Annotated in this window: 13 protein-coding genes; 6 read left to right on the forward strand and 7 right to left on the reverse strand. The window is 42.0% G+C overall.

Features of this window, described 5'->3' with window-relative positions:
* Positions 1–54: 54 nt before the first annotated feature.
* Positions 55–390, reverse strand: a complete 336-nt coding sequence (locus tag ACP26M_RS03725) for a MerR family transcriptional regulator (RefSeq protein ID WP_426586292.1) — start codon at positions 388–390, stop codon at positions 55–57.
* 218 nt (positions 391–608) lie between these two features.
* Between ACP26M_RS03725 and ACP26M_RS03730 the strand changes: the two genes are divergently transcribed.
* Together ACP26M_RS03730 and ACP26M_RS03735 are read left to right on the forward strand one after the other, a co-directional pair.
* Entirely contained in the window at positions 609–2489 is a 1881-nt protein-coding gene (locus ACP26M_RS03730; protein ID WP_426586294.1) for a transglutaminase-like domain-containing protein, read from the forward strand.
* Entirely contained in the window at positions 2486–4726 is a 2241-nt protein-coding gene (locus ACP26M_RS03735) for a hypothetical protein (protein WP_426586296.1), read from the forward strand. The genes ACP26M_RS03730 and ACP26M_RS03735 overlap by 4 nt, the downstream gene beginning before the upstream one ends.
* A 104-nt stretch (positions 4727–4830) precedes the next feature.
* On the opposite strand, the gene ACP26M_RS03740 is transcribed toward ACP26M_RS03735, so the two are convergent.
* Positions 4831–5031: a hypothetical protein gene (locus ACP26M_RS03740; RefSeq protein WP_090526381.1), complete on the reverse strand. Its 201-nt coding sequence runs from the start codon at positions 5029–5031 to the stop codon at positions 4831–4833.
* Between the two features lie 182 nt (positions 5032–5213).
* Between ACP26M_RS03740 and alaS the strand changes: the two genes are divergently transcribed.
* Positions 5214–7904: an alanine--tRNA ligase gene (alaS, locus tag ACP26M_RS03745; RefSeq protein WP_426586299.1), complete on the forward strand. Its 2691-nt coding sequence runs from the start codon at positions 5214–5216 to the stop codon at positions 7902–7904.
* A 425-nt stretch (positions 7905–8329) separates the two neighbouring features.
* On the opposite strand, the gene ACP26M_RS03750 is transcribed toward alaS, so the two are convergent.
* Complete coding sequence (locus ACP26M_RS03750; protein WP_426586301.1) at positions 8330–8842, reverse strand: hypothetical protein; 513 nt, start codon at positions 8840–8842, stop codon at positions 8330–8332.
* Positions 8843–9128: 286 nt separating this feature from the next.
* Here ACP26M_RS03750 and gatB point away from each other — a divergent pair, with 286 nt between their 5' ends.
* The 3 genes from gatB (at position 9129) to ACP26M_RS03765 (ending at position 12540) form a co-directional block, all read left to right on the forward strand.
* Positions 9129–10598: an Asp-tRNA(Asn)/Glu-tRNA(Gln) amidotransferase subunit GatB gene (gene gatB, locus ACP26M_RS03755; protein ID WP_426586303.1), complete on the forward strand. Its 1470-nt coding sequence runs from the start codon at positions 9129–9131 to the stop codon at positions 10596–10598.
* Positions 10599–11744, forward strand: a complete 1146-nt coding sequence (locus ACP26M_RS03760) for a redoxin domain-containing protein (protein WP_426586305.1) — start codon at positions 10599–10601, stop codon at positions 11742–11744.
* A gap of 106 nt (positions 11745–11850) precedes the next feature.
* Positions 11851–12540 carry a response regulator transcription factor gene (locus ACP26M_RS03765; protein WP_022831601.1) on the forward strand — a complete coding sequence of 230 codons (690 nt, stop codon included), beginning with the start codon at positions 11851–11853 and terminating at the stop codon, positions 12538–12540.
* A gap of 79 nt (positions 12541–12619) precedes the next feature.
* Here the strand turns inward: ACP26M_RS03765 and arsB are convergent, their stop codons facing one another.
* Genes arsB through ACP26M_RS03785 form a run of 4 tightly spaced genes read right to left on the reverse strand, consistent with a single transcriptional unit; the run spans position 12620 to position 15352 of the window.
* A complete protein-coding gene (arsB, locus tag ACP26M_RS03770) occupies positions 12620–13705 on the reverse strand; it encodes an ACR3 family arsenite efflux transporter (RefSeq protein ID WP_426586307.1) in 1086 nt (361 codons plus the stop codon).
* A gap of 1 nt (position 13706) precedes the next feature.
* Positions 13707–14132 (reverse strand): arsenate reductase ArsC, encoded by a 426-nt coding sequence (locus ACP26M_RS03775; protein ID WP_426586309.1) that lies wholly within the window; start codon positions 14130–14132, stop codon positions 13707–13709.
* A 7-nt stretch (positions 14133–14139) separates the two neighbouring features.
* Positions 14140–14982, reverse strand: coding sequence for an arsenite methyltransferase (locus tag ACP26M_RS03780; RefSeq protein ID WP_426586311.1), 843 nt, complete (start codon positions 14980–14982; stop codon positions 14140–14142).
* Between the two features lie 40 nt (positions 14983–15022).
* Positions 15023–15352 carry an ArsR/SmtB family transcription factor gene (locus tag ACP26M_RS03785; RefSeq protein WP_426586313.1) on the reverse strand — a complete coding sequence of 110 codons (330 nt, stop codon included), beginning with the start codon at positions 15350–15352 and terminating at the stop codon, positions 15023–15025.
* Positions 15353–15363: the final 11 nt, after the last annotated feature.

Here is a 15363-nt window from a genome sequence, read left to right on the forward strand (position 1 = left end):
GCTAAGGTTAACGCAACAGGGTTATAAAAATAAAGATAGTTTTTATGCGGAAGATTACAACTGGTCGCGTACCTCAAGCAGGAATTTTTTGAGGTTTTCGAGCGAATCGATAACGCGCTGGTTGTCCTTGGTATCGCCCATGTTGCTTTTAAGATGTTCCTTAGCTCCGTTTAGGGTATAACCTTTATCGCGGATGAGGTGAAAGATGATCTTGAAGTTTTCGATGTCTTCGGGGGTGAAATACCTGTTGCCCTTTTTGTTTTTCTTGGGCTGCAGTACATCAAACTCCTTTTCGTAAAAACGTATAAGCGATTGATTTACATCAAACATGGCCGATACCTCGCCCATGGTGTAGTACATCTTGCTTATTTCACGTTCTTTATACGGCATAATACAAATGTATCTATTTGATTTCGGAATTGGGAATTAGGTTTCGGAATTTTCTTTGAATCTGATCTATATAATTATCATAAGGTTTCAACACAATTGCTTTATTTCCAATTATGTGTTTGAAAATGGTTGGGTTGTGCCAATTGCTGCCTTCTTTCAAATTATAGTGACACCATAAAATCAAAAAATAATAATATATTTATTGCCCTAATAACTTTATGACTATTAAACTATTGATAACATACACGCTATGTGTGTTGTGTACTATGCGGGTAAGTGCCCTCGAAGCTGATTCGGCTGTAACCATAACCTCCCTGAAAAATGAGTTTCGGTTTAATTGGAACAGCAAAGACAACCGTGTAGAGATCAACCAAAAACTTAATAATATCTACACCAGTAGTGCTTACCAGGTTAATTACACGGTATCTGAATTTTACAACAACAATATTTCTATTAATAATATAACCTGCAAAGTTGACGGCCGCACTCCCCGCGGTTTTAAGCCTGAGTATACCTATTACAGCAATAATGATATTTTTTATTCGGATGAACGGTTGTGTTACTTTCCACTCGATCTGGCAAAAAAAGGAAGTATTGGCAATGTTACTTTTGAAGAAACTGTTAATGATCCCCGCTATTTTACAAATATTTATTTTGCTGATAACCTACCGGTCCAACAAGGCGAAGTTAGTATTGAAATTCCGCACTGGATGAAGGTGGATATTAAGGAGTTTAATTTTAATGCTTTTAACATTAAAAAAAGCACTATTTATAACAGCAGCAATGATGCCGATATTATAACATATAAGTTTACTAATATCCCGGCAATGAAAAAGGAATTGCATGGTCCGGGCCCAACCTACATATACCCGCATTTGCTCATCATGTGTAAATCGGCCATTGTAGGGAGTAAACAATTTACTTATTTCAATACTCTTGCCGATCTTTATGCATGGTATCACGAGTTAGTAAAGGATGTGGCCGGCGACCCCGCGCTGTTGCGTACTAAAAGTAATGAGCTTACTGCAGGGTTAACTAATGATTTAGATAAAATAAAAGCCATATTTTATTATGTTCAGGACAACATCAGATATATAGCATTTGAAGATGGCGTAGCAGGCTTTAAACCTGAAAAAGCCGACGAGGTGCTGAGAAAAAAATATGGTGACTGTAAAGGAATGGCCAACCTGACCAAAGCCCTGCTTGTATCTGCAGGCTTTGATGCCCGGCTTTGCTGGCTGGGTACAAAACATATTGCATATGATTATCAAACACCCTCAATGGCGGTTGATAATCATATGATTTGCGGGTTGCTTTATAAAGGCAAAACCTACTATCTTGATGCCACTGAAACCTATATAGGTATTAATGAATATGCGGAAAGGATACAAGGCAGACAGGTTTTAATGGAGGATGGTGATAAGTATGTTCTCGGTAAAATACCATCCGCGCAACCTCAGCAAAATTTAAGCAGCGAAATAAGCAAACTCTATATAAATGGCGCGAGTCTTGCCGGTAAAGTGAGCAACGTTTGGAAAGGAGAGGATAAAGAAGAGGTATTAGCCGGAATAAATAGCATTAAGCATGAAAATGTCGAAGATGTTATGAAACATTATCTCGCTGCAGGTAATGTCGATTATACCATCAATAACCTTGTTTTAAGTACTACAAGCAACCCCGATAAAGATTTAAATGTCGGGTATGCTGTTGATCGTAAAAGTGGAATATCTGCTTTTGGTAAAGAGTATTATATTGATCTGGATAACCGTAAAGAGCTTTCGGATGCTGTCATAGCTATTGATGAGCAAAAAAATGATTATTGGTTTTCAAGAAAAGACCAGATTGCAACCGAAACCGAACTCACACTGCCGCAAGGTTATAAAGCCGCAAGCATACCGCCCGGCGTTGACATATCCAGACCTGGGTATGAGTTTCATATTACTTACATCAGTTCGCCCGGAAAAATCACTTATAAAAAAACGTTGCTCATAAAGAACACGCTGCTTACAAAAGCAAATTTTGTACAATGGAACCAGGATATTGAGCTCCTGAATAAAGCTTACAACGAAAATTTAGTTATAAAACCTGTATCACAATGAAAAAAACATTACGTTTATTATTTTTCTTTCCTCTGTTTGCCACGACCGCGGGTGCGCAAAACAATAACCAAACCTATGCGGAAAAAGCAGCCGAAATTCAGAAGGAGGTTTGGGGGACAACCGTGCCTGAATTTGCAACCACAAAGGTGCCTGTTAATTTAAGTAATGAAAGCGCCGTGGTTTTTGCCAAATCATACAGCATGCAAAGATCGCTGACCAATAAATTTAAATTTATGATCATCACGGCGTCGTCAACAACTCGGGCACTCAAGCTTACCACTTTTCACGAACGGGTTAAGATAAACGATAAATCAGCACTTGAAGATTTTTCAACTATATCTTACCAAAAACGTCTTGATGAAAGCGTACATATTTTGAGCGCTAAATTTTCCATGACACATGATACCTACATTGGGGCTAAGATCATTAAGCCAAGCGGCAAAGAAGTTGTGGTAAACACAAGCGAAGAAGTTCTGATCAAAAATGAAAAGAACGATCAGGTGAGTAAACTTGCCGTATCCGATTTGCAGGTTGGTGATATACTTGATTATTACGTGAGCACTGTTGACGTAAACGAAAATGCAAGTACCGATAATTTTGCCGATAACGACATGGTTTTTGTATTGGCCGGCGAGTATCCTGTTTTATACAGCAGCTATGATTTTCAATATTCAAAAAAAGATAATGTAAAGCATATTTGTGCAAATGGCGCCCCGCAGTTTAATATAAGTACGAACGCAGCCGGCGACCAGATATACAGTTTGAAGGTCAGAGATCAGGCAAAATATTCGAGTGAATTTTGGACTTCCAAGTTTCGTCAGTTCCCTTATATCGAAATCAGCAGTTCACACACCATGGGCTTTGTAAAGTTTGTTTCGGGTGGTAAAGCAGGTGAAAGTGCTGCTGATAGGTTGCAGGCCAATAAAGCAATTTTTGAAGGAACTTTTACCGAGCGGAACATTCCTTACTTCAGCGATGTTGTTGATCGTTTAAAAAAATATTTCGACGGTAAAAAGAACATTAAAGCTGTACCGCTTGATAGCGCTATGAAGGTGCTTTACAATATCAGAAAGGGGATGGTTTTTGGTAGTTATAGTAAAGATGATGTTGGCAAAGTTGATGAAATCAATTATCGTCGTATGTCCTCAAAGTTTAATACGGTTGTTATGAGCATGGCTTTAAATGATCTGAAAATTGATCATGACGTATTATTGGTTTGTTCGCGTAATGCTAATACACTCGATAATATCTTTAATTATAGTGATTTTGACGCCTGTATCCGCATAAACGATACCAAGCCGCTATATATGTTTTTTGATGACGCCGCAACTCACTTTAATGAGATACCTCAACGCTTTCAGGGTGAAAAAGTGATTGTGCTTACTCCTAAGCGGGAAAGTTCAACCAAATATTCGTTTGCTGAAGGTACAGCGGTTTTGCCGGTAATGCAGGCCGCTGTTAATAATATCAATGAAGACATTAAGGTTTCGCTTTTGCCGGCCAATATGCAAAAAATAAAGATACAGAGGTTGGTTAAACAAACAGGGTTGATGAGGCATGATGATCAGTTACGTTTACTGCCGGTAGTTGATATTGATAACATCCTTATGGAATTATCTAAGAGTGAAAGGCTGGAAAAACGACTGGCAGAAAACCCTGAAACAAAAAAACTGCGTGATGATTTCAGCTACGCATTTTCGGATGATGAGTCAAAATCAGTAAAGAAATTTACATCTGAAATAAAAGCCCAGTACGAGCAGGAGCCAACCCAGGTTACAGATTGTAAAATTATTAACGCCGCTCTTGATAACAGCAATCCAGTTTTTCAGTACTCAGAATCATTTGTATTGGATAATCTGGTAAAAAAAGCGGGCAATAATTATATTATTGACGCAGGTAAACTTGCAGGATCGTTTTACAAACTGGTGGAAAAAGAACGAAAACGCACTTATGACGTGTATATGCCATGCTCCCGTAGTTTTAAATACACCATAAACATTGCTGTACCACAGGGATATACAGCCAAAGGCCTTGAGGAAATAGCAGCAAAAAAGACTAATAAAACCGGTTCGTTTTCGTCAGAAGCAATCCTTAACGGTAATGTTGTAACCATTGTGATAACACGTGTTTACAATAATAATTTTGAAAAAGCAGAAAACTGGCCGCTCCTTAGCGAGGTGATTGACGCTTCAGCGGGATTCAATGCGCAGAAAATACTGTTTGAGAAAAAAAGTTAATGACTGTTTAAAAAAGTCCGGATACTACATTCGGACTTTTTTCAACCCGCTCTATAATTGCATCAGTAATTATTTTTAATGTCCGCTAAATCTGTATCGTATGGCTATTTGGTTTCGCTCCAGGGCAGGGAAGACGCTTTGCCTGCCAGGAAATCAGCTTTGCGGCTGGCCAGGTCTTTAGCCTGTTGTTCAAGCACAGCGTCGTTTTCATTATCTATGCGATAATTATAATCCAAACTGTCAAGAAAAGCCAGGAGTACTCGCTTCTCCTGTTCGTTTTGAATATCAACTCTTAAAGTTTCCATAAACAAATTTAAAGCAAATAAGGTAAATTGTATTAATATATATCGACGAATGAGGGTTAATATGATGTAATTAATAAATAAAGCTCAAATTGAAAGTCCCTCAGGGGCTTTCGGAGTAATTCCTTTTACTTTCCGACTTCCGGACTTTCTGACTTCCCGACTATTATTTACCTTTGCTCCCTATGACTGCTACCGAAATACGACAGGCTTTTCTTGGTTTTTTTGTTTCAAAGGGACACACCATCGTTCCTTCGGCGCCAATTGTAATTAAAAACGATCCAACCCTGATGTTCACCAACGCGGGGATGAACCAGTTTAAAGATATATTTTTAGGCGAGGCAGCCCCGAAAGCCCCGCGCGTGGCAGATACGCAGCGTTGTTTACGCGTATCCGGCAAGCACAACGATTTAGAAGAGGTAGGTATCGATACCTATCACCACACCATGTTTGAAATGCTGGGCAACTGGAGCTTTGGCGACTACTTTAAAAAAGAAGCCATAGCCTGGAGCTGGGAACTGCTTACCGAAGTTTACAAGCTGCCTAAAGACCGCCTGTACGTTACCTATTTTGAAGGCGACGAAAAGGAAGGTCTTGAAGCCGATACCGAAACCTACGAACTGTGGAAGCAGTATGTAGCTGAAGATCACATCCTCCGTGGCAATAAAAAAGATAACTTTTGGGAAATGGGCGAAACAGGCCCATGCGGTCCATGTTCGGAGATCCATTTTGACAGCCGCCCGGATAACGAGCGTGCCGAAGTAAGCGGCGCCATCTTAGTTAATGCCGATCACGACCAGGTTATCGAGATTTGGAATGATGTATTTATGCAATTTAACCGCCTTAAAGGTGGTGTATTGCAACCGTTGCCTAACAAACACGTGGATACCGGGATGGGCTTTGAGCGTTTGGTACGCGTGTTACAGGGTAAAACATCCAACTATGATACCGATGTTTTCCAGCCGATGATCCAGTTCATCGCCGAAAAATCTGGGAAGAAATATAACAGCGCCGCTAAACCAGGTGATACCGATTGGAATGACGCTGTGGCTATGCGCGTACTGGCTGATCATATCCGCGCCATAAGCTTTGCTATTGCTGATGGGCAGTTGCCATCTAATAACAAAGCCGGTTATGTGATCAGAAGGATCTTGCGTAGGGCTGTGCGCTATTCATATCAGTATTTGGAGTTTAAAGAGCCTTTCCTGAACCAATTGGTCCCGTTATTGGCAGATCAGTTTAAAGGTGTATTTACTAATCTTTTTGAACAGAAAGATTTTGTACAGAAGGTGGTTTTGGAAGAGGAAGTTTCTTTCTTAAGAACATTGGCAGCCGGAATAAAGAAATTTGAAGAATTTACAACTTACTCGAGTACTTCAAATAGTGCCATGTTGTACGCAGAGGCAGATGTCTTTCAAACTTTACGCCATGAATTGAAGGGAGAATTTGCATTTGAGTTATCAGATACTTATGGCTTCCCTATTGACTTAACTGAGTTGCTTGCAAGGGAAATAGGTTGGACGGTAGACATTGATGGCTTTAATCAAGCTCTCCAAGAACAAAAAAACCGCTCCCGCGCTGCTACCGCTATTGATACCGGCGACTGGATCGTTTTAAAAGATGATGAATCGGTTGAGTTTACCGGTTATGACGAAACCGAAACCATTGCCCATATCGTAAAATATCGTAAGGTAACCGCTAAGGGCAAGGAACAATACCAGTTGGTGCTGGATAAAACACCTTTCTATGCTGAAAGCGGTGGGCAGGTAGGGGATAAGGGCGAACTGGTTTTCCCTGATGGGGAGATCATCCTGGTTACAGATACGAAAAAGGAGAACGGACTGATAGTTCATTTTACCGATAAATTGCCGCAGGATATTGACGATGCCTTAACTGCTATTGTTGATCCTGCTCTACGCAGCCAAACCAATAGTAATCACTCGGCTACGCACTTGCTGCATGCTGCCATGAAACAGGTTTTGGGAAGCCATGTAAACCAAAAAGGATCATTGGTGAATGCCGATTACCTGAGGTTTGATTTTTCACACTTCGCTAAAGTTACTGATGAGGAGCTGGCGCAGATAGAAGCTATCGTAAACCAAAAGGTACGTGAAAATATCCCGCTGAAAGAAGAGCGCAGTGTACTCTATGCCGAAGCCATCAGCAGTGGTGTAACCGCCCTGTTTGGTGAAAAATATGGTGAATACGTACGCGTAATTACTTTTGATGACAACTTCAGCAAGGAGCTTTGTGGCGGCACGCACGTGAAAGCTACCGGGCAAATCGGTTTCTTTAAAATTATCGCCGAAAGTGCTGTAGCTGCTGGTGTTCGCCGTATTGAAGCTATTACCGGTGTTGCTGCCGAAAAATATATCGTTACCCAAAACGCTTTGGTTAACCAGTTAAAAGAATTGCTTAAGAATCCTAAAGACCTTTCAAAAAGCATTGAAAGCTTACTGGACGAAAACGCTAAACTGAAAAAGGAGATCGAAAAATCGATCCTTGAGAAATCATCAGGCTTAAAAACAGAGCTGGCCCAAAAAGCCGAAGCTATTGGTGATATCAATTTCATCGCCCAAAAAGTAGACCTGCCTAATGCCGACGCGGTTAAAAACCTGGCTTACCAGCTTAAAGATATCGTATCAAACCTGTTCCTGGTGCTGGTTGCTGATTTCGATGGCAAACCAAGCATTACCGTAATGATTGCCGAAAACCTGGTAAAGGAAAAAGGCCTGCATGCCGGTAACATCGTTAAAGAGCTGGCTAAAGAAGTTAAAGGCGGTGGCGGCGGTCAGCCGTTTTTCGCTACAGCTGGTGGCAGTGATGTAAGCGGATTGGATAATGTATTGGTGAAGGCGAGGAGCTTTGCGGGGTAAATAACCCCTCCATCACGTCATTGCGAGTAACCATCAGGGAAGCCCTGAAAAAAGCCGTGATGACATGTGAAACATATTTTAGCGATGGTGCGCGGGGGCCGCGTTAGGGATTGCAGTGTAAAGCCCACAGCGAGCGTTAGGATTGTGGGCAGGAAAAGCGAGGACTTGTAACGGAAAGCCCGGGCCGCAGGCAACGCCCACGTTATAAAACTGATCGAAAAAATACACTTTAATAACTTACAATCACGTCATTATAAGGTACGAAGCAATCCCTAATGAGTTGAGCGGCTAAGCAAGTATCTCTGTAACGTTGGGGATTGCTTCGTTCCTCGCAATGACGAGTTTAATAAAATAAAAAAACGACCACCTCCACTGAAGCGGTCGTTTTTATTTATATACTTTTTAGGGGAAAGCCTGTTGGACAATTAATGGCGGTGACCATTTTTTTGTCCACGGTGTTCAACTACGCGGGTACGTTTTACTACGGTTTTATGCGGCTTTTGGTAACGGTTTACTACCTTGGTACGGTTAACCACATGTGTGCGGTTCACTACCCTGGTGCGATAGTTATCTCGCACTATAACATTCTTTGTACCGCGGTAGCGGGCATAGGTGTCACGGTCGTGTGTAAAATAGGTATACGCTCTTGGACGGTTTACGGCCACTTTGTAACCTGTTGCAATGTTGTAGCTGGCATAGCGTGGCGGCAATGATCGCCTCCAAACCCAGTTTCCGCCATCCAAATAAACATATTGATGAGTAGGGACATAATAGTAGCTTTCTACATCGGGTAAGTAGTAATAATTAATACCCGCATATTCGGCGGGCGGGTTCCATAAGCCAACATTTAAATTTACACTTACCTGTGCATTTGTCCTGGTAACCGAAGCTGCAAGTAAAAAACATCCTGCAAGCATTCCTAAAATTAATTTTTTCATGGTGCCTGTCTAAATATGAACACTTATTCAATTTCTGTGCCTGACAAATAAATAGACAGCGGAGAATACAGAAAGTTTAATCATGCTGATGACAGGCATGTTTTGAATTGAATATTCCCATCAACTGATCTCCAATCATCTGCTATAATCTCTATAACCCCTACCTTACAACTATATAATTGCACTTTTACCGTTGTTTTAAAAGCAAAATGGTGTTGTTACTGTATTAATCTTTATATATTTGACTTTTATACATCAGTAAAATCATAGCTGAATTTTTATTTTTATGACAGTTCTCGCAGACGGGGTAGCTGAAAAGTACGAGTTGGTGATAGGCCTCGAAGTACACGCGCAGTTATCTACATCAAGTAAGATATTCTCGGCAGATTCGGCTGCCTTTGGTGCCGAACCTAACCGCCATGTTAGCGCGGTATCGCTGGGGCATCCAGGCACTTTGCCCTTTATTAATAAAAAAGCGGTTGAATATGCCGTTAAAATGGGCCTGGCCTGTAATTGCACTATCAACCTGAATAACAGCTTCGCCCGTAAAAATTATTTTTATGCCGATCTGCCCAAAGGCTACCAAATTAGTCAGGACCAGGCGCCTGTTTGCCTTAACGGTTATGTGCCCGTGAAACTGGCCGATGGCACTGAAAAGAACATAGCCCTGCACCACATTCATATGGAAGAGGATGCCGGGAAAAGTATGCACGATCAGCACCACGCCGATTCACTGATCGACCTGAACCGCGCTGGTGTACCGCTGGTAGAGATCGTATCTGAACCGGATATGCGCAGCGCCGAAGAGGCTGGTCAGTTCCTGACCGAAATGCGTAAAATTCTCCGCTATCTTGATATTTGCGATGGTAACATGGAAGAGGGCAGCATGCGCTGCGACGCTAATATTTCGGTACGGCTTAAAGGTGCAACTGCCTATGGTAACCGTTGCGAGGTAAAAAACCTTAACTCCATCCGTAACGTGCAGCGTGCTATTGAGCATGAGTTTGCTCGCCAGGTAAACATTATTGAAGCCGGCGGCCACATCGATCAAAATACGCTGAACTTTAACGCTGATACAGGCGAAACTTCAGTGCTCCGTTCAAAAGAAATGGCCAATGATTACCGATATTTCCCCGAACCGGACCTGCCGCCCTTGAAGCTTACCAATGAGTATGTGGAAAGCGTCCGTAAAAGCTTACCGGCACTACCCGGTCAGTTGTATCATAAGTATACGGAGCAATTGGGCTTAACCGCTTATGACGCCTCGGTTATCACTGCCGATAGGGACACCGCCTTTTATTTTGAATCGCTGATAAAACATACTGATCATTATAAAGCTGCTGCTAACTGGCTGATGGGTGCTGTACGCTCATACCTGAATGATCATAACCAAACCATTGGTAACTTTGCTGTTACGCCGCAAAACCTTGCCGCCCTCATCAAACTAATTGACACCGGGGTGATAAATAATTCTGTAGCTTCGCACAAATTATTTCCTGCCATGATCAAAGAACCCGGCAAAAAACCGGATGATCTGGCTAAGGAACTTAACCTGCTAATCAGTGCCGATGGTGATGATGTAACCCGTTTTATAAAGGATGCCATCGCCAAATATCCTGATAAGGTTAAGGAATACCAAAAGGGGAAAAAGGGCGTTTTGGGCCTGTTTATGGGCGAGATCATGAAAAGCTCAAAAGGGAAGATCGACCCGCAGAAAACTAACCAGCTATTGATAAAGGAATTAGAAGCTAAGTAAATGAAAGTTAAAAATCTGGCTGCCGGCGCGTTGTTATTGCTTAGCGCGGGCATGTACTCTTGTAAAAACGAATCACAATTTAGTGTTTCGGGAACTATCAAAAATCCGGGTAACCTTAAAGCTGTTTATTTGATTGAGGCCGATAGCTCGGGCTTAAAGGTTGTTGATTCTACTTCGTTAGGCGAGGGCGGTAAGTTTGAGTTTAAGCATGTGGCGCTTTATCCAAACCTGTTTAAACTTAGGGTAGGCAATACTGGTCCGCAGGGTGGCGAAATGCAGGGCGAAAACCTGTACGATTTCATTGCTAAAAATGGCGACGATATTGAGTTTGAAACAGACAATAACAATAAAAACCACGAGTATACTATCAAAGGTTCTAATGATTCGGATAAGATAAAGGAGTTTAACCGTATCAGTAATCTTTACGGCGATAAAAATGCTAAGCTTTTTGCCGAATATCAGGAAAAATCTCGCGGTGAGCGGAACGATTCGCTGCTGAAAATATATATGCCTATATTTTTAAAGAATGTGAATGAAAGCGGCGAAGCGGTTTTAAAATTTGTGAACGATAATAAAAAATCGCTTGCGGGCTTTTATGCAGCTACCACGCTCGATCCTACCAAATACGAAGCCCAGCTTATTAAATTTGCTGATGAAATCAGGGGCGATTTTAAAGATAACCCTACGGTACAAAAGTTTATCGCGCAGATGGATAAGGCTAAGCCGATATCCCTTGGTCATAAAGCGCCCGAGTTTACCGTTAACGGTATTGATGGCAAGCCAATTAATTTGTCTGATTACAAAGGCAAGTATGTAATGATTGATTTTTGGGCTTCATGGTGCCAGCCTTGCCGCCAGGAAAATCCAAATGTGGTTAAACAGTACAATGCATTTAAAGATAAAGGCTTTAATATATTAGGAGTATCGCTTGATAAGGACAAAGCACCATGGCAAAAAGCTATCAGCGATGATAAGCTTGCCTGGGCGCATGGCTCGGATTTAAACGGCTTTGAAGGCCCTACAGAAAGGCTTTACCATATTGAAGCTATTCCTTCAAATTTCATCATCGATCCGCAGGGAAATATTGTTGCCAAGAATATTACAGGCGCCGATCTTGAAGCTTTTTTAAATAAAACATTTAAATAGCCTCAACTTAGGGTTAATATAAGGTAACGTTTAACAATTTGTTAATATTAGCTTAACCATTAGCTGTTGTAAAGCGTATACTTTTATACAAAAAATTTAACGCAACATGAGCAGCACCGCAAAACAGAAAATACTTATTGTTGATGATGAACCGGATATTTTAGAACTGATTGAGTATAACCTCAAAAAGGAAGGTTACCAGGTGTTTTTAGCACGTAACGGCCAGGAAGCTGTTGCCGAGGCAAAAAAGGCCCTGCCTGATTTGATTGTACTTGACATCATGATGCCTAAAATGGATGGGATAGAGGCATGCCGCATTATGCGCACCATGCCCGAGTTTAAAAATACCTTTATGGTGTTTTTAACAGCCCGCAGCGAGGAGTATTCGGAAATTGCCGGCTTTAACGTAGGTGCCGATGATTACATTGCAAAACCTATCAAACCACGCGCGCTGGTTAGCCGCATAAACGCCATACTCCGTCGTAATGCTCCTGCCGAAGATGTAATTGATAATAAACTGGAAATAGGCGACCTGGTTATTGATCGCGAAGCTTACCTGGTTTATAAAAACGGTGTTAAAGTTGTATTGGCCAAAAAAGAATTTGAGCTGTTGTACCTGCTGGCTTCAAAACCCGGCAAAGTTTACACCCGCGAGGTGATCCTTAAAAACATTTGGGAAGATTCGGTAGTGGTTACCAACCGTACCATCGACGTACACATCCGTAAACTGCGCGAAAAACTGGGCGACGACTGCGTTGCTACTGTGAAGGGTGTGGGTTATAAGTTTGAGGCTTAAGCTCCCTCGGCCCCGAAGGGAGTTATGATATTAAAAAAGCGATTGGATTGTCCAATCGCTTTTTTTTGTGGCATTATTGTTAATCTGCTTTGGCTATAACTTCATTACGATAGTATTTTCGGCGAAGCCAAAACGCAGCGTTAACCAGCGCTATCAGTGCGGGCACCTCAACCAGCGGACCGATCACCCCGGCAAAGGCTTGCCCCGAGTTAATACCAAATACACCAATAGATACCGCGATAGCCAGCTCAAAATTATTGCCTGTAGCTGTAAATGCAATGGAGGTACTTTTTGAGTAATCGGCGCCAAAATATTTGCCGATGAAGAAACTAAGCAGGAACATAATTGCAAAGTAAAATACCAGCGGTATAGCAATGTGAACCGCATCCATAGGGATTTGCACTATAAGCCTGCCCTTGAGGCTAAACATGAGTATAATGGTAAACAACAGCGCGATAAGCGTTATGGGCGAAATAAAAGGAACAAATTTTTGCTGAAACCAATCCTCGCCCTTTAGTTTGATCAACGTATAACGACTAATAATACCGGCGGCAAAAGGAATACCGAGATAGATACCCACGCTTTGGGCAATCTGGAGCATGGTAATATGTACCTGGAGACTTTTAAAGCCAAGCACCGGCGGCAATACGGTTATAAAAATGTAAGCATATACGCTATATAAAAGTACCTGGAAAATACTGTTCAGGGCTATCAAACCGGCGGCATATTCGCGGCTGCCATCGGCAAGTTCATTCCATACTACAACCATGGCAATACAACGGGCAAGCCCAATTAATATCAGCCCTGTCATATATTCGGGGTAACCGTGCAGGAAAACGACAGCTAAAACGAACATTAGTACAGGGCCTATTATCCAGTTTAAAACAAGCGAGGCACTTAATATCTTTACATCTTTAAATACCCTGCCCATCTGTTCATATTTTACTTTGGCAAGCGGCGGGTACATCATTAATATGAGGCCGATCGCCAACGGAATATTAGTAGTCCCGCTCGAAAACGAATTGATAAAATCGGACGATGAGGGTATAAAGTACCCCGTTCCAACCCCTATAGCCATAGCCAGGAAAATCCAGATGGTGAGATAGCGATCAATAAAGCCGAGCCGTTTTCGTTCAACCACCGGAGTGCAATTATCGGCAGACATATTATTGCGCTTCGGTTAAATGCTGTTCCACAAATTGTTGGGTGTACGCTTTGATCTGTTCACGCACTTTTCTGAATTCGCCCATCACCTCATCTTCGGTGCCGCGGGCTTTGGCCGGATCCGGGAAGTTATAATGAAAACGTTTCACATTCCCCGGAAAGTAAGGGCAGGCTTCGTTAGCATTATCGCAAACGGTTATTAAATAATCAAAAGCAATGTTGGTGTATTCATCCACATGGTTTGAGGTATGGTTGGAAATATCAATATCATCCTCGGCCATGGTTTTAATGGCTTTGGGGTTTACGCCATGTGTTTCAATGCCCGCACTGTATACGTTTGCTTTACTGCCCGCAAAATGCTTTAAATATCCCTCGGCTATCTGACTGCGGCAACTATTGCCTGTGCACAGTACTAATATATTTTTCATAATTGTTTTATTGGCAGCAGCCTGGTTCGCAGCATACTTTTGTTTCGGGTTTTTCGGCATACACGGTGACGCTTACAATGGCGCCGTTGCCGTTTTTAAATTCGTTAATTTCATCTGCCGATAGGTAATTGCTTAGAATGTCGTCAGGAATAATAATGGCTTTTTCTTTTTGCACGATGATATTGGCAAACCCATTTTTGCTGATGAGATCAAGGTATTCCTCTTTTTGAATGGCCCCTGATACGCAGCCAGCATACATTTCGGCGGCTGTCCTGATCTTTTCGGGCAGGCTGCCTGTCAATACAATATCCGAAATGCTAAAGTGGCCGCCGGGTTTCAATACGCGGTAAATGTCTTTAATGACAGCGTTTTTATCAGGCACCAGGTTTAATACACAGTTGCTTACAATTACATCGGCCGCGTTGGCAGTTACCGGCATATGCTCGATATCTCCCAAACGAAACTCCACATTATTAAAGCCAAGTTTGTCGGCGTTTTCGCGGGCCTTGCTAATCATAGCTTCTGTAAAATCAATCCCTATTACTTTGCCGGTCTCGCCGGTTTCGGAACGGGCGATAAAGCAATCATTGCCTGCACCACTGCCGAGGTCAATTACCGTATCTCCTTTTTTAATTTGGGCGAATTGCGTGGGCAAACCGCAGCCTAAACCAAGGTCGGCATCGGCATTGTAACCTTGCAGTTTGGTATAATCTTCGCTCATGATATTGTAAACCTCGGTTGAACATCCGCCAGCTCCGCAGCATGATGATTGATTGGTATCCTTATCCTGTAAGGCAATTTCGCTGTATTTCAGCTTTACCAATTCTTTTAATTCCTCGTTTGTTTTCATTTATGTATTGCAATATTACGATTGATGTAATCAAAAAATTTTAACAGCAACTATTGAAGTCTTTGTACGATGAGAATAGTTTATTTAACTCATCATTCAGGTTTTTCCAGGCTTCGGGCTCAATGCAGTAGCAAACGCTTACACCTTCAATGGTACCCTGTATAAGGCCGGCATTCTTTAATTCTTTAAGATGCTGGGATACGGTGGGCTGGGCAAGCCCCAATTCGGATGACATATCGCCGCAAATACAAGCCTTAGCTTCAATAATAAGCTGCAGGATGGCAATACGGGCCGGATGAGCTATAGCTTTAAGCTGCACAGCCAGTTTGTTCTGCTCGTCGGTAAATATTTCTGTTTTAGTGATCCCCATAAATTATATTG

Origin of the sequence: Mucilaginibacter sp. R-33, assembly GCF_049949235.1 — a bacterium.
In the GTDB taxonomy this organism is placed as follows: Bacteria; Bacteroidota; Bacteroidia; order Sphingobacteriales; family Sphingobacteriaceae; genus Mucilaginibacter.